This is a genomic window from Novosphingobium aeonii, assembly GCF_052279045.1.
Lineage (GTDB): Bacteria > Pseudomonadota > Alphaproteobacteria > Sphingomonadales > Sphingomonadaceae > Novosphingobium.
Genome location: NZ_CP176833.1, coordinates 528,417 through 552,251 on the forward strand (window position 1 = coordinate 528,417; position 23,835 = coordinate 552,251).

The 23,835-nt window shown below is 60.5% G+C and carries 22 protein-coding genes; 15 read left to right on the forward strand and 7 right to left on the reverse strand.

The genetic code is table 11. The annotated features are described in order from the left end of the window. Positions 1-7: 7 nt before the first annotated feature. The 7 genes from ACLIMP_RS18045 (at position 8) to ACLIMP_RS18075 (ending at position 6,592) form a co-directional block, all read left to right on the forward strand. Positions 8-463 carry a nuclear transport factor 2 family protein gene (locus tag ACLIMP_RS18045; protein WP_133085078.1) on the forward strand — a complete coding sequence of 152 codons (456 nt, stop codon included), beginning with the start codon at positions 8-10 and terminating at the stop codon, positions 461-463. Between the two features lie 61 nt (positions 464-524). Further along, positions 525-1,607 (forward strand): TIGR03857 family LLM class F420-dependent oxidoreductase, encoded by a 1,083-nt coding sequence (locus tag ACLIMP_RS18050; protein WP_443478727.1) that lies wholly within the window; start codon positions 525-527, stop codon positions 1,605-1,607. A 2-nt stretch (positions 1,608-1,609) separates the two neighbouring features. Further along, on the forward strand, positions 1,610-2,737 hold the full coding sequence (locus ACLIMP_RS18055) for a phosphotransferase family protein (RefSeq protein WP_133085080.1): 1,128 nt from the start codon (positions 1,610-1,612) through the stop codon (positions 2,735-2,737). A gap of 76 nt (positions 2,738-2,813) precedes the next feature. Further along, the gene (locus ACLIMP_RS18060; protein ID WP_443478728.1) at positions 2,814-4,001 is read left to right on the forward strand and encodes a sulfotransferase family protein; all 1,188 of its coding nucleotides are present in this window, start codon (positions 2,814-2,816) and stop codon (positions 3,999-4,001) included. 22 nt (positions 4,002-4,023) lie between these two features. Next, on the forward strand, positions 4,024-4,800 hold the full coding sequence (locus ACLIMP_RS18065; RefSeq protein WP_443478729.1) for an SDR family NAD(P)-dependent oxidoreductase: 777 nt from the start codon (positions 4,024-4,026) through the stop codon (positions 4,798-4,800). Next, positions 4,797-6,062 (forward strand): hypothetical protein, encoded by a 1,266-nt coding sequence (locus ACLIMP_RS18070; protein ID WP_443478730.1) that lies wholly within the window; start codon positions 4,797-4,799, stop codon positions 6,060-6,062. Before ACLIMP_RS18065 ends, ACLIMP_RS18070 begins: the two co-directional genes overlap by 4 nt. Then, on the forward strand, positions 6,062-6,592 hold the full coding sequence (locus ACLIMP_RS18075) for a VOC family protein (protein ID WP_443478731.1): 531 nt from the start codon (positions 6,062-6,064) through the stop codon (positions 6,590-6,592). The genes ACLIMP_RS18070 and ACLIMP_RS18075 overlap by 1 nt, the downstream gene beginning before the upstream one ends. A gap of 74 nt (positions 6,593-6,666) precedes the next feature. Here ACLIMP_RS18075 and ACLIMP_RS18080 read toward each other — a convergent pair whose 3' ends face one another. Continuing rightward, entirely contained in the window at positions 6,667-6,939 is a 273-nt protein-coding gene (locus ACLIMP_RS18080; protein WP_133085085.1) for a PRC-barrel domain-containing protein, read from the reverse strand. A 146-nt stretch (positions 6,940-7,085) separates the two neighbouring features. Here ACLIMP_RS18080 and ACLIMP_RS18085 point away from each other — a divergent pair, with 146 nt between their 5' ends. The 3 genes from ACLIMP_RS18085 (at position 7,086) to ACLIMP_RS18095 (ending at position 9,771) form a co-directional block, all read left to right on the forward strand. Then, positions 7,086-8,405, forward strand: coding sequence for an MFS transporter (locus ACLIMP_RS18085; protein WP_443478732.1), 1,320 nt, complete (start codon positions 7,086-7,088; stop codon positions 8,403-8,405). A gap of 125 nt (positions 8,406-8,530) precedes the next feature. Continuing rightward, a complete protein-coding gene (locus ACLIMP_RS18090; RefSeq protein WP_443478733.1) occupies positions 8,531-9,379 on the forward strand; it encodes an NAD(P)-dependent oxidoreductase in 849 nt (282 codons plus the stop codon). Continuing rightward, the gene (locus ACLIMP_RS18095) at positions 9,376-9,771 is read left to right on the forward strand and encodes a carboxymuconolactone decarboxylase family protein (protein ID WP_133085088.1); all 396 of its coding nucleotides are present in this window, start codon (positions 9,376-9,378) and stop codon (positions 9,769-9,771) included. Before ACLIMP_RS18090 ends, ACLIMP_RS18095 begins: the two co-directional genes overlap by 4 nt. Positions 9,772-9,831: 60 nt before the next feature. Here the strand turns inward: ACLIMP_RS18095 and ACLIMP_RS18100 are convergent, their stop codons facing one another. Further along, on the reverse strand, positions 9,832-11,064 hold the full coding sequence (locus ACLIMP_RS18100) for an MFS transporter (protein WP_443478734.1): 1,233 nt from the start codon (positions 11,062-11,064) through the stop codon (positions 9,832-9,834). Positions 11,065-11,379: 315 nt separating this feature from the next. Between ACLIMP_RS18100 and ACLIMP_RS18105 the strand changes: the two genes are divergently transcribed. From ACLIMP_RS18105 to ACLIMP_RS18115, 3 genes are all read left to right on the forward strand, one after another. Beyond that, the gene (locus ACLIMP_RS18105) at positions 11,380-12,258 is read left to right on the forward strand and encodes an AraC family transcriptional regulator (RefSeq protein WP_133085090.1); all 879 of its coding nucleotides are present in this window, start codon (positions 11,380-11,382) and stop codon (positions 12,256-12,258) included. A 159-nt stretch (positions 12,259-12,417) separates the two neighbouring features. Further along, positions 12,418-14,811 (forward strand): TonB-dependent receptor, encoded by a 2,394-nt coding sequence (locus ACLIMP_RS18110; protein WP_443478735.1) that lies wholly within the window; start codon positions 12,418-12,420, stop codon positions 14,809-14,811. Positions 14,812-14,891: 80 nt separating this feature from the next. Then, positions 14,892-15,692 carry an SDR family NAD(P)-dependent oxidoreductase gene (locus ACLIMP_RS18115; RefSeq protein ID WP_133085092.1) on the forward strand — a complete coding sequence of 267 codons (801 nt, stop codon included), beginning with the start codon at positions 14,892-14,894 and terminating at the stop codon, positions 15,690-15,692. Between the two features lie 36 nt (positions 15,693-15,728). On the opposite strand, the gene ACLIMP_RS18120 is transcribed toward ACLIMP_RS18115, so the two are convergent. Next, positions 15,729-16,094 (reverse strand): hypothetical protein, encoded by a 366-nt coding sequence (locus tag ACLIMP_RS18120; RefSeq protein WP_133085093.1) that lies wholly within the window; start codon positions 16,092-16,094, stop codon positions 15,729-15,731. A 117-nt stretch (positions 16,095-16,211) separates the two neighbouring features. Between ACLIMP_RS18120 and ACLIMP_RS18125 the strand changes: the two genes are divergently transcribed. Together ACLIMP_RS18125 and ACLIMP_RS18130 are read left to right on the forward strand one after the other, a co-directional pair. Further along, the gene (locus ACLIMP_RS18125) at positions 16,212-17,255 is read left to right on the forward strand and encodes a cytochrome P450 (protein ID WP_443478736.1); all 1,044 of its coding nucleotides are present in this window, start codon (positions 16,212-16,214) and stop codon (positions 17,253-17,255) included. Continuing rightward, positions 17,256-17,444: a hypothetical protein gene (locus ACLIMP_RS18130; RefSeq protein ID WP_443478737.1), complete on the forward strand. Its 189-nt coding sequence runs from the start codon at positions 17,256-17,258 to the stop codon at positions 17,442-17,444. Between the two features lie 200 nt (positions 17,445-17,644). On the opposite strand, the gene ACLIMP_RS18135 is transcribed toward ACLIMP_RS18130, so the two are convergent. From ACLIMP_RS18135 to ACLIMP_RS18150, 4 genes are all read right to left on the reverse strand, one after another. After that, entirely contained in the window at positions 17,645-19,135 is a 1,491-nt protein-coding gene (locus ACLIMP_RS18135; RefSeq protein WP_443478738.1) for an aldehyde dehydrogenase family protein, read from the reverse strand. Then, on the reverse strand, positions 19,132-20,754 hold the full coding sequence (locus tag ACLIMP_RS18140; RefSeq protein WP_443478739.1) for a GMC family oxidoreductase: 1,623 nt from the start codon (positions 20,752-20,754) through the stop codon (positions 19,132-19,134). Before ACLIMP_RS18140 ends, ACLIMP_RS18135 begins: the two co-directional genes overlap by 4 nt. Before the next feature lie 440 nt (positions 20,755-21,194). Further along, on the reverse strand, positions 21,195-22,418 hold the full coding sequence (locus ACLIMP_RS18145; protein WP_443478740.1) for a cytochrome P450: 1,224 nt from the start codon (positions 22,416-22,418) through the stop codon (positions 21,195-21,197). Positions 22,419-22,885: 467 nt separating this feature from the next. After that, complete coding sequence (locus ACLIMP_RS18150) at positions 22,886-23,749, reverse strand: NAD(P)-dependent oxidoreductase (RefSeq protein WP_443478741.1); 864 nt, start codon at positions 23,747-23,749, stop codon at positions 22,886-22,888. Positions 23,750-23,835 lie beyond the last annotated feature (86 nt).

Sequence of the window (23,835 nt, forward strand, 5' to 3'; positions counted from 1 at the left end):
GGATGCGATGAACGATGCACTCTCGATGCTGCTCGATTACGAGGCGATCCGCAACGTCAAGGCGCGCTACTGCCGCATGCTCGATACCAAGGACTGGGAGGGGTTCATCGACCTTTTTACCAGCGACGCGGTGATGGACGTACAGGAGGATACCGGACACGCGCCGATCACCGGCCATGAGGCGATACTCGACCAGGTGCGGTTTGCAGTGGCGGATGCCCGGTCGGCCCATCAGGTTCATTCCTCGGAGATCGATCTCAAAGGGGATGAGGCGAACGTCGTGACTGCTATGCAGGACCGCGTCGTCTGGGCGCCGGGCAAGAGCCCAATACCCGGCGCGCAATCCATCACCGGATTTGGTCATTACACGGAGCGTTACGTCCGCCAGGCCGGGACATGGAGGATCGCCTCGCTCAAGCTGACACGTCTTTATGTCGAGGTTCATCCCGAGCCTGTCTTTTGACAGGTTGCAATCAAAGTCGCGGCCGCAAATCTGCGGCGCATAACGAACTGAGAGGATTTCAATGACGCTGGCGGTGGAACCGGGAGCACAGGCGCTTTTCGACAGGTTCGGCACGTATATTCTGCCGGGGCGTGTCAACGACCCGCGGCGCGGCATCGAAGAAGCCCGGGAAGCCGAGCGGATCGGCCTGGGGTGCGTGTGGATCTCCGAACGCTATGCGCTCAAGGAACCGGCTGTGCTCGCGGGCGCTGTGGCTGAGGCCACATCGAAGATCCGCATAACGGGAACCATGTATGCGACGATGCGCCATCCGCTGGTGACTGCAAGCGTTGCGGACATGATGCAAGCGATGAGCGGGGAACGCTTCCGCCTCATGTTCGCCCGCGCGGTACCGGCCTATATGAAGATGCTCGGATCCCCGCCCATCACGATGGAGCGGCTTGCCGATCTGATCACGATCTGTCGCCGGCTCTGGGCCGGTGAAAAGGTCGATTACGACGGCATACTCGGCAAGTTTCCGGCCATCAACCTGACCGATCGCCACGGAGGAACGCCCCCGCCGATCATTTTCACGGCGATCGGGCCAAAAAGCCTCGAATTTGCAGGCGAGCACTGCGACGGCGTGCTGCTTCACCCCTTCGTTTCGGCGCAGGGCGTGAAGAACAGCGCCAGAATCGTCCGCGAGGCCGCGGAAAAGGCAGGGCGCGACCCGATGTCAGTGCGCATCTACCATAATATCATTGTCGCTCCCGATCTGCCCAAGGACGAGGAAGAGGCCGTCGTCGGCGGGCGCGCGATCACCTATTTCGAACTCCCCGGTTTTGGCGACCTGATCGTCGACATCAACGGCTGGGACAAGAAGGTGCTCGACGACATCCGCGCCCACCCCAAGATTGCAGGGCTCAACGGAAAGCCCGCCGACCAGGCCTATACGCGTCAGGAACTCGTCGATGTAAGCCGTCTCATACCCCAGCAGTGGCTGGACGAGGGGGCTGCAGTGGGAACGGCAGCGCAGTGCGCCGATCAGCTGATGTCCTTCCTTGATGCAGGCGCCGACGAAATCCTACTGCACGGCTCCTCCCCCAAGGACATGGGTCCTCTCACGAGCGAACTGAAGCGCGCATTGGCTGCAAAGGGACTGTGATCATGGACGTGCTGACCCCCGATCGCATTACCGTCCAGTTGCAGGATTGGCTGGCCGGGCAGAAACCGCAATGGCGCCAGATCCATGTTCGCCCCCTCGACGTGACATTGGGGGCGGGCTTCTCTGCCGACATCTTCTTCGTGGAGGTCGACTATGTCGACGAGGCAGGCCCCCAGGCGCAGACACTTGTGGTGCGCCGCCAGCCGATGGACCTGGAAGTCGTCTTCGGCAGCAGTCTGGCCCTTCAGGGGAAAATGATGGCCGCGCTCGATGCGCGCGGAGATCTCCCCGTTCCGCCATGGATCGGGATGCACCTCGATCCCGAGATTCTCGGCCTGCCTTTCCTCGTGATGGGCAAAGTGGCGGGTGAATGCGCCAAGCAGACCCCGAACTACAATCTTGAAGGGTGGCTGGTCGACATGGCGCCGGAGCAGCGGCGCGCGGCCTTTACCAATGCCATATCGGCGTTTGCCAGCCTGGCGAGTATTGACTGGCGCGACGGGTTCGAATTCCTCGCACAACCCGAAAACGGTGAGCCGGGCCTCGATCAATACGTCGGTGCATTGGAGGCGTGGCACAAGGCCGCAGGACGCGGGCGGGCAATGCCCATTGTCGATACGGCGATGGCTTATGTGCGCGCCAACATGCCGCAAGATGCGGCCGTCAACGTACTGTGGGGCGATCCCACACCGTCCAACGTCATGTTCGCGCCCGATGGCCGCGTCAACGCGCTGATCGACTGGGAACTGGCGGCGTTGGGACCGGCCGAGCTCGACCTTGCATGGTGGCTTTACTTCGACGACCTGTTCGGTCGCCGGTTCGGCATTACCCGGCTTGAAGGGCTGCCCAGCAAGCAAGAAACGATCGCGATCTGGGAGGAGACCACCCGGCAGACGGCGAGAAACCTTGAATACTACGATATCGTCGTCGCACTGCGCATGGCGCTGGTGGCGATCGGCGCGTTCGACCGCCAGGTTGGTATCGGCAATATCCCTGAGACCAACAAGTCGCTGAACGACAACTTCATGACGCTCTACCTCGCGGAACGTCTGGGTTTGCCAATCCCGGAATTGGGTCCGGATTTCGTTGCTTTCATGAAGAACCTGACGCCGGTCGAAGACAAGGCCTGAGCGACCGGATTCCATACCGGATCGCGGCACCTGGGAGAAGTACGGCAATGGCGCAGCACCGTGAAAAGCGGCCTGCATGAACGCGGGCTCTTGTGAACCGGCGGTTTTGGAACCGCAAACCCTGATCGCGCGCGCGCGCGATCTCACGGGCCTTACGGATTTCGGAAGCGACCTTTCGTTCATGGCCGGCTTTCACCGTCTGGTCGAAGCGGTGGAGGCGATGGATCCGCCGCCGCAACTGCGCCAGACAGCAAGTGAGAAGATTGTCAGCCTGCTGGCGACCCGGCTGCGCTACATCGAGGATGAGAAACGCCACCCGGAGATTACGCAGCAGGATCTCGGCGACCCTCTCATAGTCTGCGGTCTGCCGCGCACAGGGACAACGATCACCTACGATCTGCTCTGTCTCGATCCGTCCGCGAGGGCGCCGCGCGAGTGGGAATGGTATATTCCCTGGCCCGCTCCTGAAGAAGCAAATTTCGAGAGTGATCCGCGCATCGGCCAGGTCCAGGCGATCTACGAGAATTGGCTTAAGCATGCCCCGCAGCTAGCCGACATCCAACGCATGGATTGTACCCAGCCCGGCGAATGCAATCATGGGATGATGCTGCATTTCGCCAGCACCAATTTTCCGGCCGAGCTCGGTGTTCCCGATTTTGCGCGCTGGCTGCAGGAAACCGTGCCCGAGGGACAATATCGCACGCACCGGAGAATGCTGCAGCAATTCCAGTGGAAAGGCCCGAAGGGACGGTGGACGCTGAAGTCGCCGCAGCATCTGATGGACCTGCCTGGCCTGCTGCAGGCCTATCCCGGTGCAATGCTGGTCTGGACGCACCGCGATCCGGTTCTCACCTTCTCCTCGCTCTCGAGCATGATTGCAGGTTTCCTTGCTGCTGTGGGCGGCGCAAACGACCTGGCGGCGATCGGGCGATCGGTCGTCGACACCTGGTGTGCGGCGATGGCGCGCGCGACAGAGGCGCGGTCGGGCGATCCGGCGTTGGAAGGGCGCATCCTTGACCTTGCTCACCGCGATGTCGTCAGCGATCCAATGGCTGCAATCGAACACATCTACAGCCGGTTCGATCTGCCATTTTCGGTGCAGCACCGCGATCGCATCGCCCGCTTTCTTGCCGAGAATCCCGCTGCGAACCGCTTGGGGAGGCATCGGCACAGTCCGGAGCAGTTCGGGATTGATCCGGCCGAGGTACACACGCGCCTTGCCGGATACTACGCGCGCTACGGCCATCTTTTCGACCATTCATAGGCCTGACCTGGGGAACGAGACCATGGGCATTCTCGACCGTTTCCGCCTTGACGGGCGCACTGCAATCCTGACGGGCGTTGGTCCGGGAGTGGGGGAACATGTTGCACGGGCTTACGCCGAACTGGGGGCGAATGTAGTGATCTCCGCCCGTTCGGGGGATCGTCTCGAACGGCTGGCAGGAGAGATCAATGCGGCCGGCGGCGGCCGCGCTGCCGCCATTATAGCGGACGCCGGGAAAAGGAGTGATCTTGAGCGGCTCGTGGCCTGCGCACGCGAAGCCTTCGGTCCGATCCACATCATCTTCAACAATGCTGCAGCCGGGGTCGTATATGCCGCCGATGGCGGGCTTTGGGCGAACACCGACGAAGTGTGGCGCACCGCATTCGACGTCAACGTCATGGCGACCTGGTGGCTGGCTGAACTGACCGAAGCCGACATGAAGGCACATGGGAAGGGTAGTATCATCTCGGTGCAAAGCTGCGGCGGTTTCACGCCCATCCCGCCGGCTGTCGCCTATGGAGTATCGAAAGCAGCGCTCCACTTTCTGGTGCGGGAACTCGCCAAGTCGCAGGCCCCGCACACGCGCGTGAACTGTCTGTGCGTCGGTTCCATGAGCCCCGATGGCCAGGAAGCGGCCATCCACAAGGGTCTGGGGCTGGCAGAGCGGAACGCCATCAAGCGCTTCGGTGCCGCGGACGAAGCTGTCGGGGCGGCCATCCTGCTTGCTAGCGATGCCTCCAGTTACACTACGGGAAGCACGATCTTCGCTGAAGGCGGTAGAGTGGGAACGATATCATGACGGTCAATCCGCTATGGACGGAAGATCAGGCTTCAGCCGAGCGGCTGGCCCTGCGCCTCATCGAACGGCCTGACGTTCGCGCTACACGCGAAAGCGCACGGCAGATTCTGCTTGGCGATCCGCTATCAAAGACGCTCGATGGACGAATTGGCCTCGATCGTGCGCTGGATCAATGGGTCCTCGGCCTTGCTATGCGGGAAGCTAACGGCGATCCCGCCGATCCCAAGGTCGTGTGGAATATCAGCAATGCGCCTCGGAATTGGTTCGGTCACATCTTTCCCGGCGCGGCCGTCGCGATCGATAATCCGGATAATATCAATCGCGAGATTCCGATCGATGGCGATGGCGGGTACGCGGTTCAAATCCGCTTCTCGTCTGATCCGCCCCAATTCAGCATCGTTGCAGAGGTCGAGCCCGAACACCATGCCGGCCTCGGTCGAAATCTCGGTGCGCTCACTCTTCAAGACCTGTTGCCGCTCTGCGATTCAAGTCGGCGCGTGACGGTCACGGTGGGCCCTGGGGACGGCGGGCCGGCCCATCTGAAAACCGAGCGCGGTGCGCGCATCCAGGTCTACACGCGCGACAGCCAATGCGGCTGGGAACAGGTACCCGCCGAAGTCAGGGTCAGTCGTCTTGACCAATTGCATGCATCGATGCCACGCAGCGAGGAGGATATCGCCCGCGCCATCATCGCCGACATGCCAGCCTGGGTGACATTCTGGTCGCGCTTCAAGGACGACTTTCTCGGGTATCCGCAACCCAATCGGCTGGTCGGACCTCAGGGGCGGGATGGTGGCTGGGGTTATCTTGCAGGAGGTCGTTTCGCGCTCGGGGACGGCGAGGGGCTGCTCATCACCATTGATCCGGCAGGAAGCCGTTACACGGGTATCCAGGTTGCCGACCCCTGGACAATATCGCCCGATCCAATGCTGCGCACGGTAAGTCTTGCTGGCTCACAGGTTGCGCCCTCCGCCGACGGCACGATCACTTATGTCCTCGCCAGCGTGGATGCCGGTATCGCCAACTGGATCGATACCGCAGGACTTGGGGAAGGCTGGGTATTGCTGCGCTGGCAAGGCGTGCCGGAGGGAAGCGATCCTGCGGCATTCATCCGCGACGTGCGCGTCGTCGATCTTGCGACGCTTGGGGATGGTGAAGGACGGCTGCCGCCCTCGGATATCGCGCTGCGGCGCAGGCAATTGGTTGACCGGGCCCGCAGTCACGGGCTGCGGACCGCCGCAGCGAAGTGGAGTAAGGGCTGATGCAACCCAATGGCTCGATTCTCGAACTATGCCAGGTCGTACGCGTCATGGACCGTGCGCTCGACCACTGGACGAGGGTCATCAAGGCAGGACCTTTTTTTGTCTTCGACGTGCCGGTGTTACCGGGCCAGATCTATCGAGGCGAGCCAACGCAAGTTGCACTGAAGGTCGCCTTCGGATTTTCCGGCGGCCTGCTGATCGAACTTCTTCAGCAGACGAACGAGAGACCATCCGTCTTCACCGAGATGCTGGATCGCAGCGGAGAGGGCTACCATCACGTCATGCTGCGGATTCCCTACGAGGAGGGCGTTCAGCGGCTCTCGGCCGAAGGTCATGAAATCGCTTTCAGCGGCACGATGCCTTCGGGTGAGCGCTTTGCATTGTTCGATACTCTGGCCGCCAACGGGGGGTTCATCGAATTGATGGAACTGTCGGGAGCCATGGAAGCATCGCTGCAGAGGATGCATGCAGCCCATCTCGAATGGGACGGCATCAGCCGGCCCATTCGCGCCATCGCCGATCTTGCGTGAACCTGCTGGCAAGAGCCTCGGCCCCTTCGCCTCGAAAAGTCATGGCTCGCGGCGAGACCGGCCGGTAAATCCGTCTAGAGCTTCTTGATGTCGTCGGTCGACATGCTCGTTGTGACGCCCTTTTCACCGGCGGTCAGCGTGGCGACAGGGATCGTGATGAACTTGCCGCGGAAGATGATGCGCACAGCGGTCGCGGTACCGTCGCTATCCGTCAGGACCCGCTCAACTTTGCCGATCCGTGTGCCGTTCGCGGAATAGACCGCGTCGTTCCGCTTTACCGCTGCTCCGTCGGCAAGCGCAGGAACGGACAGGCCAAGTGCCATGAGTGCGATGATTATCTTCTTCATGCAATAAGATCCCCCCAATCAAGGTTGGCGGCGTGGTGGCGCAGGTCTTGCCGTCGATCAAGTGAAAAATGATACACTTGAGAGAAAAAGTGTTCTACCTGTCTCATGCGAGGCAAAAAGTCCGCCTAGGGAGAGCTGCCAAACCTATGCCCAGTTTCACGATGCGTGACCGTTGGTTTCTGCTGCTTCTGGGCGGAATCTACATGCTCAATTTCATCGATCGCACCATTATCGCGGTGGTTGGCGAGGCGATCCGCCGCGATCTCAAGCTCACCGATCTCCAGCTTGGAATGCTTGGAGGATTGGCCTTCTCGCTCTTCTACGCAGTCCTCGGAATTCCACTTGCCCGTCTTGCCGAGCGGTATAGCAGAGTGAAGATCATCTCGGCCGTCACTGTCATCTGGTCGCTGATGACGGCTCTTTCCGGCATGGCGGGGAGCTACGTTCAGCTCCTGATCTGCCGCATGGGAGTAGGGGTAGGAGAGGCAGGATTCACGCCGGCCCTCGTTTCCATGATTTCCGACAGGTTTGAGGCCAGCCGCAGGGCGGTCGTGTTCTCGCTCATTGCGCTGGGGGTCCCTATCGGCGGCGCGGTTGCCGCAATTGCGGGAGGGGCGGTCGCCCAGACATTTGGCTGGCGCCTTGCCCTGGTCTGCGTTGGATTGCCCGGGATTCTTCTGGCGGGCATGCTGATCACTACGATCCCTGAGCCCGCTCGGATCGATGCCGGCAAGAGCGCCGATACGCCAAAATTCGGCGCTGTTCTGCGCAGGCTGGGTCTTTCGCCCGCTTTCCTCTTCCTTACCGCCGGGAGCGGATTTGTAGGAATGGTCGGCTTCGGTACCAACCTCTTCCTGATTCCGCTGCTTGTACGGCGATATGAATTGTCCTTGTCGCAAGCCGGGCTCGTCTTTGCATTGTCGTTCAGCCTTGCCACGATGGTGGGACAGGCAAGCGGCGGATATGTCATCGCGAGCCTTCTTCGCCGCGACCTGCGTTGGGGAGGCTGGGCACCGGCGGCGGCCGTTGCTCTAGCCTTTCCACTATATCTGCTCGCTATCTATCAGGACGACTGGCGCTGGCTCGTGGGCTTCCTGTTTGGTGCGACGGCCCTGCTTTATGCCTTCACGCCCGCAATCATGACAATAACCCAATCCCTCGTCGAACCCAGGATGCGCGCTTCGGCAGCGGCACTTCATTCCTTCGGCCAGACCGTGGCGGGGCTTGGACTGGGGTCGGTGCTCCTGGGCTATCTCAGCGATCACCTTGCCGCCTGGCGCTATGGGGCCGGTTACGCGAGCGATTGCGTGGGCGCCGCGGGAGGTTCGATGACTCGAGCCTGCCTTCAGGCTGCGGCCGGCGGGTTGCAGCTCAGCATGGCGGCAACAGCATTTGTGCTGGTTTTGGCGGTCTTTCTATATTTGCGCGCCGCAACAAACCTCCCCGCCGAAGCAAATGCATCGTGAGAAGCTGTAAATTTGTCGCGTTTCGGCCAACGGGCAGCTGTCAGGATGACGTCGACGGCCCAGCTATGCCACGATTTGAAACATGTCGATCAAGTGGCCAAGGCGCCGCGCATGAGAGGTAGAAAATGGGACAAGCAGGAGTCATCGGGTTGGGTCAGATCGGTGCCGGCGTTGCCATATGCCTGGCACGATCTAACCAACTCGCGGCAGTCTACGACATCCGGCCGGATGCATCCGATACGCTGGACGGCGTGCCCGCGGTAGAGAGCTCCCCTGCCGCAGTTGCCGAGCAGGCCGACGTGATCGTCATCGCTGTCGTCGATGCAAAGCAGACGATCAGCGTGCTCACCGGCCCCGATGGAGTGCTTGCGCGGGCGCGTCCGGGCATGACCGTCGTTCTCGTGGCGACCGTCTCGATCGAGGACTTGAACGCCATCCGCAGGCTTACGGAGCAAGCCGGAGTGGAGTTGGTGGATTGCGGCGTGACCGGCGGCCCGAAATCGCGCGAACACGGGCTCGTCTGTCTGGTGGGCGGCAGCGATCAAGTGATTGACCGGGTTCGGCCGGTGCTTGACGGCTTTGCCAAGCACGTTGCGCATATGGGCGGTCCAGGTTCCGGCATGGCTGCAAAGATTGCACGAAACGTCATTGTCTTTGGGGGACTTCGCGCAGGATACGAAGCGTCGATATTGTGCCGCAACGCCGGCGTCGACATCCGTCAGCTCAACGAGGTGATCGAGGCCAGTTCCGACAGTGTAGGGGGGCCGCTGATGCTGGCCATTCGCGACGACCCGTCGTCGAGCAAGAGCGAAGCGGCGGTGCGCGAATATACCCGCTCACTGATGGTGAAGGATCTCGACGCCGCGATCGACCTTGCGCAGAGCTACGGGATTTCGCTTCCGCTTATCGAACTGACCCGCCGCACCGACCTGGCGGTTGTCGGCCTTGAAGCAGTATTGGGAGAAAAGGCATGAGTATCGACGAAACACAGTGGCAAAAGGGTCTCGAAACCTTTGATCAGGTCTATGGGCCGGGTTCCTCGGACATGGTGCTGCCATTCCGGAACTCATCGTTCAACCAGGAGATCGTCGGTAATCAGTTCGCCAACCTTTGGGCAAGCGATGTCCTGTCGATGCGCGAGAAGCGTCTGCTCGTGCTCGGTGCAACAGCCATGCTCGGCCGCACTGATCTCGTGGAAATTCAGATGAACGGCGCCTTGATCAACGGGGAGTTCACCGACGAAGAGCTCGATTTCATTCCCCTTTTCACGCTGTTCTATGCCGGCGCAGGCAATACCACGGCGCTCTTTAGGGGGATCGAGGCCGCCAAGGCCCGGCGCCGCGATCGCGTCGAAGCGGCCCAATAGGGAACAGAGATTTCAAGTTTTCGGGAATGGCCCGGCTCGCACGAGCCGGGCCATAATTCTTTAGGCGATTTGTTTCTTCTGCGCGCGGCGAATGGACCGCGATGCCAGCAACAGCACCAGTCCACCGGCAAACGTGAACAGCATAGCCGTCCCGATGCCCCATGCGACTCCCTCGGTCCCGCCCACGAAGTCGCTGACAGCTCCGATCAGATAGGTCCCGGCGCCAACACCGATCAGATTTGCGCCAAGTTGCACAAGCGATACGGCAAGACCGCGCAGGCGCGGGCCGGCTATCGTGACGATCACCGCATAGATCGGGCCGTTGTAGGAGGCGCTCAGGAAGCCGCAGGCCATGAGGAGCGCTTGCATGGGACCAGTTTGTGAAACGACCACCGTGCCGATCCCGGTCAGGGCAGTAAGAATGGGGATCACCGCGCCAAAGAGGGCGGTTCTTGCCGGATCGAAGCCGCCGCGCTGGCGGTTTATCTGATCGATTGCCCACCCGGCAAGGAAACCGCCCACCGAGCCGAGGCCGCCGTAAGCAATGGCGATGGTGATGCCCGCGCGCGAGATCGGCATACCATGAACGCGAATGAGGAACGTCGTAAGCCAGGTGCTCATCCCGTAGATGCCGGCCGCAATCAGAATGATGGCGGCTATGCAGAAGAACAGTCCCGGCCGCGCGGCGAGTTGAAGGATGCGTGCGGCAAGACCGGGCTGGCCCTCGGCTGGCCGTGCAGGCACCGGATCGTCGTAGGCGCCTCGCTGCGGCTCACGAACGGTCAGGAACAGGATCGGCGCCAAAACAAGGCCGGGCAGTCCAGCTGCGGCAAAAGCCCATCGCCACCCACCGACCTGAACGATGGCCCCTCCAATCAGGAAGGCGAGGGCAAGACCGATGCCCGAACTCAGGTACCATATGCCGATAGCCGTCGCCCGCCGTTCCTCGCCGAAATAGTCGCTAAGGAGTGACATTCCGGTGGGAGAGCCGGCAGCTTCTGCGGTGCCGACCGCGGCCCTGCCGAGTAGGAGCGTCCAGAAACCGGATGCCAGACCGCATAGCGCTGTTGCGCCGCTCCAAAGCGCGAGTGCGATCGCCATCAGGTTGCGCCGGTTCAGGCTGTCCACCGCGATGCCGAAAGGCAGCGCGGCCAATGCGAAGAATATCCCGTATGCAAACCCGGCCAGAATGCCAAGCTGACCGTCGGTGAGTGAGAATTCCTTGCCTACCGGTGCGAGCACCAGACCGATGATCGCGCGGTCGATCCCATGGCAAGTCTGCGATAGTGTCAAGATGCCAAGCACATACCAAGGGTAGCGATCGGCGGATTTGACTGGGTCCGGAGCTCTCATCGCACGGACCCGGTTTTGACCGAAAGGTTATGCATAGGTCTCCCCGTTGTGACGAGAACAGCCTAGTCCCCGGGAAACGTTCCGCCATCCACGGCCAATGCCGTCACTCGGCCAGATCGTGTCGCGCATGGGCCAACGGGATAAATTGCCGACAGCACTTTCGGGCATCTTGACGACCTACCCGAAGATAGAGGAACTGGAGGCGGCACAGGTATCTGATGCCCTCATAAAAAAAGAGAAGAGGCAGAGGTAACGATGTTTCGTCCGGAGAGCGATTGGACCGGCCAGGACAGGTTCGGCGTCGATGATTTCTACATCGAAGCGTTGGCATCGGTGAACGATGCCCGCGTCGATATCCGGCACTTCAATTGGGTGCGGCCCTGCAGCGGCGTGTTCAGCCCTGAAAAGCATTACCTCGACTATTCCCTCAATACCCAGCCTCGTCGCAGCATGCTTTCGATGGGGCGTTCGGACGGGTTCGTGGCGAGTGGCGACATGCTCTACATGCCGCCTCACCGTCAGTACGTGGGTGAGCCGGCCCTCCAGGAACGTCATCTCGTTTGCGTCGCGCTCGGCGAGGCCTTCCTCGAAGAACTTTTCGATGGCGAACGCCCCTTCCACGGGCTGGAACCTTGTGCCGATGTTCAAAATATCGCGATGAGGCGCTTTTTCGAGGGGCTGGCGGCAGAGCTTCGTGTACCCGGATTCGCAAGCCAGGCCTTGATCGAATCCATGCTCATGGGACTTGCCGTGGAACTGGTTCGGCATGTGAGTACACAGGAATTCGGCGCCGGCAGCCCACGTAGTACACGGCAAGTGCGCCATATCGTCGACTATGTGATGGATAATCTGGCGGCGCCGCTCGGAGTTGCTGACATCGCTCGTGGTTGCAATATGAGCGTGCGGCACGTGGCGCGCGTGTTCAAGGACGGTACTGGCGTAAGTCTGGGGGAATTCGTTGCGCGCAGCCGGATTGCTCTCGCCAAGGAACTGCTGCGCGGCGACGGCACGCGGATCAAGGAGATCAGCTGGCGCTGCGGCTTCAGCAGCACCTCGGCTTTTTCGGCCGCGTTCCGTGTGGCGACCGGCCAAACGCCCAAGGACTTTCGCTGCCAGCCGCGGCAGGTTCACTGACAGACGCCTGAACATATCGAGCGACGGCCAAAACATGTCGCGCCGCAGTCATTAACTCCGCAACCACTATGGAGGAAAATCCCCCGCGCTTAGGCTCCTCCCCGCGTCAACGTGCCGAAACAGGCACGGAGCAAAACAAAAACGACGTGGGAGGAACGGATGACCAAGGCTGTCATACTGTCGACTATAGCGACAGGCGCGTTGATTGCTGCGTGGGGGCAACCCGCACACGCGCAGCAAGCACAATCAAACGAAACTACCGGGATCCAGGACATCATCGTTACGGCTCGCCGGATCGAGGAGAGTCTTCAGACCACGCCGATTGCGGTAACGGCGCTCAGTTCCCAGGCACTGACGACTGCCAAAGTCGAAAACGTCGTGGATCTTCAACGTACGGCGCCCGGCCTGGTGATCGGCCGCGGTTCGGCGGGCGGCGATGGCATCGTGTTCGTGGCCATTCGCGGACAAGGAAACCTTCAACCGATCCTCGCCAACGATCCGGCAGTGGCGACATACGTCGACGGTGTCTACATTCCGCGCCCTTCCACCGGCATGACCGACATCCAGGATGTCGAGCGCCTTGAGGTGCTGCGTGGACCTCAGGGCACGCTCTTCGGGCGGAACACGACCGGCGGGGCTATCAACATCATCACCAAGGATCCAACCGACCAACGCGAAGGCAGATTCAAGGCGGAGTTTGGAAACTACAACAACCTCGGTGTTCAGTCCACGATCAACCTCCCCCTGGCCGAAGGGTTGGCGATCCGCGTCAGCGGCGCGATCGACGATCGCGATGGCTACGGGAACAATCCACTTACAGGCCGGGATTTTGCTGACAACAACAGCAAATTCCTGCGCGGTAAACTCAAGTACATTGGTAATGGCTGGGACGTCACTCTTTCCGGCGACTGGAACCGCCAGCGAAACAGCGGGCAGCAGATTGCTCTTTGGACCTTCAATCCCGCAATTGTCCCTGCTCCCTTCCAGCCGGGTCTCACCGCAGGTCTGCTGACCAAGGACAACTGGTGGGACAATACCGCTACCGGTACCTCGGTGCCGGCAGGTATTGGCAGACTCACGCCGCAGGCGCAGGCTCTCTATGGGGTGCAGCCGTTCAACACTCTGGAAGTATACGGTTTTTCCGGCACCGTTAATGTCGAACTGGGCCAACTCAATCTGAAGTCCATTACTGGCTATCGTCATTCGATGAACTACGGCTTGAGTGATACCGATGGTACCGCGGTTCCCTTGCTCGGGACCTTCGCTGGATCGGGGTCCTATTACCTTTCCCAGGAACTCCAGGTTTCGGGTAACGTAACGGACGGGCTCAGCTTCATCGCCGGTGCCTACGCCGGGAAAGAAAGCGGCTACGAGTTCAGTCGATCCCAGATCTTCGGCGGCCTCATTCGCGATTCCAATGCGGACGTTACCAACAAGACGTTCGGCTTGTTTGCGCAAGCCTACCTGGAGCTGACCTCGAGCCTGCGCGCCGTCGGTGGCTTCCGCTACACGTGGGACACCAGGGACAGTGTTTTGCACAATGCCCAGGTATATGGCCTGCCCTATGACGTGCCGGTCGCAGGCACGCCCACCGGCATCAATTGCACGGTCACTCCCACCGAACCGGTCACGGCCACGACCTGTAATCAGGACCAGAATGCCAAGTTCCACTATCCTGCATGGAACCTCGGTCTCGACTGGCAGGCAACGGACGATCTCTTCCTGTATGTCGCGACACGCGGGGCGGCGAAGGCTGGCGGCTGGAACCTGCGGGCAGGCGGGCTACCGGCATTCTCGCCGGAAAAAGTGAAGGATGTCGAAGGAGGTCTGAAGGTGGATCTCTTCGATCGGCATCTGCGCTTCAATACGGCGGTCTTCCATACTTGGAAGAGCGACAACCAGGCGATCGTCAACAGCTTCGTTCCCGGGATTGGCGTTACGCAGTATATCCAGAACAACGGCAAGGTGCGGATCTGGGGTGTCGAGGCCGAAGCAACTGCGGTTCCCTGGAAGGGTATGACCGTCAGCCTCAACGGGTCGCTTCAGGACGGCAAGTACGTCAAGGGCACATTTAACGAAATTCAGGTGGTCCCGGGCAGTGGCTGTACCAACGGATCGGGCGTGACAAACGGCTGTGTTGTCGACCTGAGCGGATTGCCGCTGCTGCAGCTGCCCAAGGAGCAGCTCAACGTCAGCGCGACCCAGAAGGTTCCGCTGGGTGCGGGCAGCTTCGCTGTTACGGGCGCCTATTCCTATATTGGGGCTCAGCATTTCGACGCGGTGAGGGCGGCCGATCAGGCATCCGCTGCGACCAAGGCCGCCTACGACACTGAGAACAGCCTCGGACGCGTGCCGGGATATGGTGTCTTCAACGGCCGGATCGCCTACCAGTTCGACAACCCCGACATCGAAATAGCCGTCTACGGACGGAACATCACCAACAACAAGTATCTGCTGCGAAGATTCCCGGATCTCTATCGAACCCTTGGAATTGTCGCAGCCTATGTCGGGCAACCGGCGACCTATGGGGTGGAATTGACGTTCAACTACTGATCGGCCGCGTCGAGGCGAACTATTGAGTAAGCGAGGGGACAACTTGGTCCCCTCGTACACGTCCGGGAGAATTGTGAGAGATGAAACGGCTAGAAAACAAGGTCGCAATTGTGACTGGCGGCGGCGGCGGCATCGGTACGGGTGTTGCGCGGCGGTTCGTTGAGGAAGGCGCGCTGGTCGTCGTCGCAGATGTTTCCGAAGAGGCCGCGGCGCGCACTGCTGCATCTTTGGGAGAAAGGGCACTCGCCGTACAGTTCGATGCGGCAGCGCCGAAGTCGGTCAAGGCCATGGTCGACAAGACAGTCGCGCACTTTGGCAAGTTGGACATACTTCACAATAATGCGGCCATGACGGATCCGGTCAAAAGCCCGCAGGATACGACCGCAGTCGATATCCCGATCGAGATATGGCGCGAGATCCTCGACATCAATCTCACTGGCTACCTGCTCGGATGCAAATACGCGATTCCGCACATGGTGGCTGGTGGCGGCGGCTCGATCATCAATACCGCCTCGAATTCAGGCTCGGCAGGAGATCTGGCCCGTATCGCCTACGGTTCATCCAAAGCCGGTATCATTGGGCTGACGCGGTACATCGCGACGCAGCACGGACGCGACAACATTCGCTGCAACAGCGTGGCCCCCGGTGTCGTGCTGACCGAAGCGCTGGAAAAGACGGTGCCGGGTCTCAAGGAGATCATCCAGCGGCATATATTGACGCCCAATTTCGGAACACCTGAAGACATCGCTGCGCTTGTGGCGTTCCTGGCGTCTGACGAGGCTCGCTACATTACGGGTGAGAACATCTCCATTTCTGGCGGCGGCCTTGTCCATCAGCCGCATTATGCGGATCTGCTTGCCTTCATGCAGGCAGCGGACTGATCGATGCCCAAAACCCGCATTCGGACCAGGAAGCTTCTACCGGGCAGTCCGATGGAAGTATCTGATAGCCAACCGGCCGCCGGCAACTTTGTAGGTCTCGAGGCTGGTCAATCTGACCGTGCCGCTATCGGTCTGAAGGTGATTGGCGACATAGGCGGCGCCTTCCGTTCCATTGACTATCACATCAAGAAGTTCGGTGGTGCATTTGCCCCCGTATTCCTTCCACATGGCGGCCATCGCGGTGGGGCCGTCGACTGCGGAGGATCCGACATATTCGATCGTGAAACCTTGGGGCCCGAGCGAGCGAAAAAGCGCATCGAGCTCTTCGCGCTTGCCTTCGTTCCACAACCGGTAGTTGTCCCTGATCGCCTGCTCAAGATCCGGAGTGATTGCGTCGCCCATTTTCGTGGCCTCCATTGGCTGCGGATATTCCGCCCCGCCGCATTCGCATCCGTGCAGCGGGCGACGCACCCATCTTTGGCAAGGGTTGCCACTATCCGTTGAGCTCTGGAGAATACCATGACTTCACTCGCCAAATCCTCGCTCCCCGCCCATGTTCCGGCCGAATTGGCGTTCACGCTGCCTCTCTTTGCGCGCAAGGTCGTCTATGAAAATCCGCAGGAAGTTCTGATCCCGGCAATGCACGCCGAGCTTCCGCCCGTCTCTTACGTCACTAACATTTTTCCGGGGGATCAACCCGGCTGGCTGCTGAAAAACGCCGAAGATGTTCAGGCGATGCTCCGCGATCCGGACAACTTCACCAAAAACGGCATGGGAAAATGGGCTCAGAATATTGGTGAAGACTGGCTCGTGATCCCAACGGAAGCCGATCCGCCGATCCATACCCAGTACCGCAAGGCGCTGAACGGCCATTTCGCGCCGCAGAAGATGTTTGCAATGAAGGAACAGGTCCGTGAACGCGCGCGGTCTCTCATCGGCGCCTTGCGAGAGCGGGGACAATGCGACTTCATTGCCGACTTCTCGGAGAAGTTTCCCATCTACATCGTCCTCGACCTTTTGGGCCTGCCGCAGGGACGAATGACCGAGTTCCTGAAATGGGAAAAGGAACTGCTCCATTCCAACGACTGGGAAGTGCGCGGAAATGCCGTGCGAAAGGTAAAGGCCTACCTGCTCGAGGAAATCGCAGCGAGGCGCGAGCAGCCACGCGACGATTACATAACCAAGGTGCTCGACTTCGAAGTAGACGGGCGGCCCTGGAATGATGACGAGGTCTTGGGGCACTGCTTCAATCTCTACATTGGCGGCCTCGATACGGTCACGTCCCTGCTGGGCAACATCTTCAACTATCTGGCATCGCATCCGGAAAAGCAGAACGAACTCCGAGCCGATCCTTCGCTCATCGTTTTGGCTGTTGAGGAGTTCCTGCGCGCCTTCGCACCTGTCACCGTGTTTCGCATCGCGACCAAGGAGATCGAAATTCACGGCCAAAAGATCATGCCTGGAGACTATGTGGCCTTCAGTTCGCCGGTCGTGGGTCGCGATCCGGTATTTTACGATGAACCGCAGGAAATCCGGTTCGACCGCAAGGCGGCGCACATGTAATTGGGAAGCGGCATCCACAAATGCCTGGGCATGCATCTCGCCCGGCTGGAGTTGCAGATAGCAGTGGAGGAGTTTGTGACGACGCTGCCCGAATTCAGAATCAAGGACGGCTTCAAAGTTCCCTATTACGTCGGCAACATCTTGCACGTGCCCGATCTTCATCTTCAATGGGATAGCGCATCGGCCTGACAGCTGAGCGTCCGGGAAGCCTTGTTGGGCCTCCCGGACGCTCAGGAGTATCAGCCATCCAGCCTAATACTCTGCGCGTGCCGATAGCGAATTTTCCAGCCTAGAGCGGTTGATCCGACTGCATCGGATCAACCGCTTTAAACTTCTGGTTTGGCGCGTTTTCCGAGTCATCAGGTGGTTCCACCTGATTAGAAAACGCTCTAGCGACCGATTGGGTAGAACACGGATTTCTGGTTCTGGTATTCGTGAAGCCAATCCGGACCATACTCGCGGCCGATACCTGACCTTTTGTACCCCCCGATCGGCGCATAGGTCATCCGCCCGGTCCCGCCATTCAGCATGACGCTGCCTGCGCGAATCTGCATTGCCATCTCATACCCTTTGGCAGCGTCAGCCGTCTCGATGCCGCCGTTGAGACCGTATCTGGAATCGTTGGCGATGCGGATGGCCTCGTCATCACTGTCAAAACCGATCACGCAGCCGACGGGCCCGAAGACTTCCTCCTGCGCGATGTTCATCTGGTTGTCGACATCATCGAAGATCGTGATCTCCGTAAAATAGCCCTTGTCGAGCCCCGCCGGCCGTCCGCCGCCGTGAACGAGCCTTGCGCCTTGATCGCGGGCCTGGGCGATCATGCGTTCGACCTTGCTACGCTGGCTCTCGCGGATCAGCGGGCCCATCGTCACCGTTGGATCGCTGGGGTCGCCGATCCTGAACTGGCGGGCGACAGCGCAGACGGCCTCGACGAATTTGGCCCGCACACTGTTGTGCACCAGAAGCCGCGTGAGGAGAGCGCATCCTTGTCCAGCATTGACCGACAAGACAGCGGCGGCCATTGCCGCGGTTCGGGCAATATCGGCATCGTGCCTGACGATCAGCGCCGACTTGCCGCCTAGTTCCAGATGAACGCGCTTCAAGGTCGGGGCCGCCTGCGCCATGATCGCAGCGCCCACGTTTTCTGATCCCGTGAAACTGACAAGATCGACGCGCGGGTCGGTAGTCAACAGCGACCCCACGTCTGGTCCGCCGGTAACGATATTCAGCACGCCCTTGGGCAACCCGATTTCTTGCGCGATCTCGCCGAACAGCAGAGCGGAAAACGGCGTAAATGGGGACGGCTTGAGCACCAGCGCGTTGCCTGCCAGCAAGGCAGGTACGATTTTCGCCAGGTTGAGCAGAAAAGGGAAATTGTAGCCGGTAATCCCTGCAACGACGCCAACCGGTTCGCGCACGACCGTCGTGCCGCCGATTTTCTTTGGGCCCTGGGGATCAAATGGATCGGGAGTCACGTCGATCGGTAACCGGACACTATCGTCCCGTGCCGAGTGGTTCAGCGCAGCAAGCAGATGGTCGAGCGGGTTGCCGACCTGCATCGTATGGGTGACGCCTTGCGAACAGCCGACCTCTGCCACGATTAGCGTCGCGATCTGGGCTCGCCGACCATCCAATGCGGCATGCATCTTGCGAAGGTATTCCGCGCGCTCGGCCATCGCCATGCGGGGCCATACACCGTTATCGAATGCATCTCGCGCCGCGGCGATGGCTGCGTGTGCCGCGATGCTATCGCCCACGGGTGCCCGGCCGATTACCGCCTCGGTTGCCGGATTGAGGATGTCGTCCCGATCGCCGGCGGCTTCGGCCCAGGCGCCGTCGATGTAAAGACCATCGAAACTGGTGAAGGGAATAGTCAAAGTCCATCATCCTGCTGGGGCCGCAAAATCATTTCCGCGGCGTTGAGAGCGATCGCCATGGCCGGCGCGTTGGTATTGCCCGACACAATGGTCGGCATGATCGATGTGTCCACGACCCGTAGACCGGTGACGCCGCGAACGCGCAGCTGCGGGTCGAGCACCGCACCCGTATCGCTTCCCATCCGGCAGGTCCCGCAGATGTGGAACGATGTGCCGCCAAGCCCGATGGCATTCGCGAGGATGTCCTCGTCGGTTTCGAGGCCCGCCGTGGCGCCGGTTTCCTCGATAATCCAGTCCCGCAAGGCCGGCTGCCGGGCAAGGTTGCGCAGCCACCTGAACAGAGCCAGGAACCGCTCACGATCGTTGGCGCTCGCAAGGTGATTGGCATCGATGGCAGGCGCAGCATCGGGATCTGCCGCGGTAATCCTCACTTCGCCCAGACTGTCGGGCCTCATGTAGTAGGCGATCACCGTCAGGCCGGGAAATGGGTCGAGAACGACCGCGCCCTTTTCATCGGTATGAAACGAATAGAGACCCATGCCCACTTGTGCGTCGGGTCGCTCGAGCTGCGCTTCTGTCTTGATGAAGCCGCCAACTTCGTGCGCCGAATGGGTGAGGGGACCGCTCGAGGCAAACAGGTAGCGAAGGAACGATGCGACCAGACCAGCGCCCGACAGTCGCTGGTTCAGACTTTGGCCGCGAACCCGGAAAGTGAAACCCAGATATCGGTGCTCCTGCAGGTTGGCGCCCACCCCGGGTGCATCGACTACGACCGGAATCCCTAGTCCCTCCAGCAGGCGGCGTGGGCCGATGCCCGAGAGCTGCAGAAGTTTCGGACTCTGGATCGCACCCGCACATACGATTACTTCGCGCCGTGCTTGCACCTCGAAAGTTTGACCGGCCTTGCGCGCGACGATGCCGCAGGCCCGTTTGCCTTCGAACAGGATGCGCAGGACATCGGTGCCGGGCGTAACGTCGAGATTGGATCTCCCACGCACGGGTTTCAGAAATGCGCGCGCAGCCGAAAAGCGTTTGCCATTATGCGTCGTGGTCGGCTGATAGCCCATACCGCCGTCGGTGACCGAAGGGATGTCGTTCATGTCTGCGACCCGAGGAATTCCGGCTTGCTCACTGGCCTCCAGGAACGCTTCGCAAAGCGGATCGCCCGCGGGATGAACACTGACCTTCAGTGGACCGCCGGTGCCGCGCCATTCATTGGCACCAAGCGCGTGGTCCTCGAGTTCGACGAAATGCCGGCCCATTTCCGTCCAGCCCCAGCCATGACAGCCCGCCCGTTCCCACGCGTCGTAGTCGGCCGGAGCGCCCCGGACATAGACCATACCGTTGACGGAACTTGAACCGCCAACCGCTCGGCCCTTGAGCCACACTTCGTGTGACGCGTTCCCGCCCGGGGATACTTGATAGTCCCAGACATGCGGGTTTCCCGGGGCAAGCAGTTTGCCGATGCCGCGCGGCATCTTGATCAGAGGACTCTTGTCGTCAGGGCCCGCCTCGACCAGCAGCACCGAAACGTCTGGATCGGCAGACAGCCTGTTTGCCAGAACGCAGCCGGAGGATCCGGCGCCGACAATGATGTAATCATAGATTTTTTGCTGCATGCCGCGGAGTGAACATGCTGGCACGCTACGCCCACCTGTCTGAAGGAAGGTCGGCGCACCTTCTGTCCAAGAAGCTGAACGTTTGCGGGCTAATTTCCTGGCAGTCGCCATATCGGGGCGTCTACATTGGCGTAAGCCGCCTCCCGCCGCCAAAGTGGAGAGGGCTGGGCCGGGCAACATGTTCCAGGCCACGATCCTGCGTTGGCATTCGCGGGAAATCTGACGAAATGGGTGCACACCGATTCCCTGCGCCGGTGCGCAGGTCACGGTCTGAACGGCCCAAGTGGCTGGTTTAAAACGGCTATCAAACACTGACCGGAATGGCACTATAGGCCATTCCGGTTTGCTGCAGTTCGCATGCGTTGCGTCAGCTTGAGGCGGGCTTCGTAACTGGAACGGGTTCCACGCCCCGATAGTGCGTCAAGAACGCACAGCGTCTCTTAGTCCCACTGAAGTTCGAGGCGGGGCACGAAAGTGATATTGCCCACGAAATATTTCGGTTCGAAACCGTCTTTGAATCGAAATTGCGGAATTTCTTTCAGAAACAGTTCCAGCGCAGTCTGCAGTTCGAGCCGGGCGAGGTGCATGCCGAGGCACTTGTGGATACCCCCGCCGAGCGCCACATGCGCGGCCTTGCGATCGAAACGGACCTCGGCTGGGTCTTCATGGATCTTCGGATCCTGGTTCACGACGGGCGTGCTGACCGAAACATATTCGCCCGGCATGATCTTCTGCCCGTGAATCTCGATTTCGCGCGAAGCGATACGGAATGCCGTAACCGGCCCGTAGACCCGAAGAAACTCCTCGACCGCCAGGACCATTCGATCCGGATTGTCGCGCAGTTCCTGCTGCTGATCAGGATGGCGTGCGAGATGTGCGAAGATATTGCCCAGCATGGTCGTGACCGTGTCGAGGCCGCCGAGAAAAAGATTGAAGCAATGGCCGAGGACCTCTTCGTTATTCCACTTGCGGCCGTCTTCGGCTTCGAAGTCGAATATCTTGGTGATGTAGTCGTCCTGAGGAGTACGGCGGCGAGCATCGATCTCGGACTGCAGATATGCCACGACCTGGCGCACCGCGTTGCTGCGCACCTGCCAGTCATTGGTGTGCAACATCTCCTTTTCCCAGACCAGGAATTCGGCCATCCGTTCCTGCGGAAGTCCCAGGAGGTCGAGAACGATGAAGATCGGGTAGCGTTCGGAAAATTCGTTCACGAAATCGCAGTGGCCGCGGTCTTTGAATGCCCCGATGAGATCGCTTGCGCGTCGCCGCAGCTCGTCTTTCATCGCGGCCATCTTCTGCGGCGAGAATTGGGGGTTCAGGGCCTTGCGGTAGAAACTGTGCATCGGAGGATCCACCTCCGTGGGCACGACCAACCAGTCTGCGCCGATGCTCTGCGACCACTGGCCCATGCCGTTCTTGGTGAAATTGTCGGGATCGCGCAGCATGGCCATGGTGTCATCATAGCCGGTGAGCAGCCAGCCGGGCTTGTCTCCGGGGAAGATGTTGGTGACATACGTAATGGGTCCCAGGGTGCGGTGCATCTCGGGAATGAGCGTTTCCTGAGGGCAGTCCTTCACTTCCTCACGAGCGAAATAGGGCAACCACTTTGCCATCTCGGCCGGTACGTGGGGAGGAATTTCCTGTGTGGGTGCGCTCGCCATCAAATCTTCTCCGAATCCTCTTTGCCCCGCTGGCCAGACCGCTCGCCTGTGCGCTGCCATTCTGGTTTACCGAAGCGTCTAGTCCTGTTTCGCGCTGCGATCAGACGATGGGAAATGCGTCAACGCGTGGCCTGCGCAACCTTCCATAAGATAGGCGCCGGGCCGCCGTTCGCTGCGAACCGGCGCCCTGTCGCGTCGCAGTCACGTCAGAGCGGTTTGGCCGGTTGTTGAGGTAATACCGCCGGCTCGCATTCACAGGGGGCGTCGATGAAAGACATTGGCCGCGCCCCTGGTGGCCGGGAGTACCTGCGCGGCGGCGCCGGACGAAATCTGCGAAAGCATCTCGCTTCACTGCTTCCGGCGCCTTGCGTGTCGGCACTTCGGCTACCCCTATCAGACCGCGCGACGACTATGGCGAATGGGCTGAGCCATATCCGATTGGTCGCCCGCGGCCTGGTTAGGGGCACTCAGGCGCCGATTGGTTGGCCGAGCGGATATTCCAGTCCTGATGTGGAAGCGGCGTTCTCCCGGATCAGTTCTACCATGGGAAGACGGACGCCGAAGCGAGCCGCCTCGGCAATCGCGACCTCCAGATCCTTCACCATGAGCATCTGGAAATATTCGCGTAGCTTCGTCTCGTCGGCATTCCCAGCCGCTTCGGGACGTTTCGCCATGGCAAGGGCGCCCTCAAGCCCGCCGCCGGCGGTCGGGTCGCCTGACAACGCGAGAGTGAGCTGATCGAGGCTGACGCCATAGTTGCGCGCAATAACTGCCCCCTCGTAACCCGCTCTCATGCAGCCGAAGTACGTGGTGTTGCGAGCGATCTTGGCGGCCATGCCGGCTCCCGGGCCGCCCATGTGAAGGACCTGCTGCGCGAATCCGTCGAATACGGGTTTGGCGGCCGCCAGATCACCGTCTTCGCCGCCGGCCATACAAATGAGGCCGTTTTCGGCAGATTTCGGTCCGTTCGTGACCCCGCAGTCGATGAGGATAACGCCGGCATCCTTGCACATCGCCTGCGCTCCGGCGAGATCTGCCATATTGATCGTCGACAACAGAATGACGGTCTGGCCGGGTTTGTTTGCCGCGAGCACTCCGTCCGGTCCGGAGAGGACTGCAAGGGTCTGCTCCCCGTTGAGGACCGCGATCAGCACGCAGTCCGAAGCCTCGGCCAAGGCACGGGGGCTAGAGGAAATTGGAGGTGCACCCTTAACGCGATCCGCGGCTGCCGCCTGAACGTCATAGATTGCTGCAAGCTGGCCGGATCGCTGAAGGCATATGGCGACGCCTCCGCCAATCGATCCCAAACCGATAACGCCGCCGGTCTTCATCACTATTCTCCTGTATCGGAAAAACACTGGTGCTGCCGAGGGGGTCTCGACGCTTCCAGGATAATTCAAAGTCAAAAAGGGGCGGA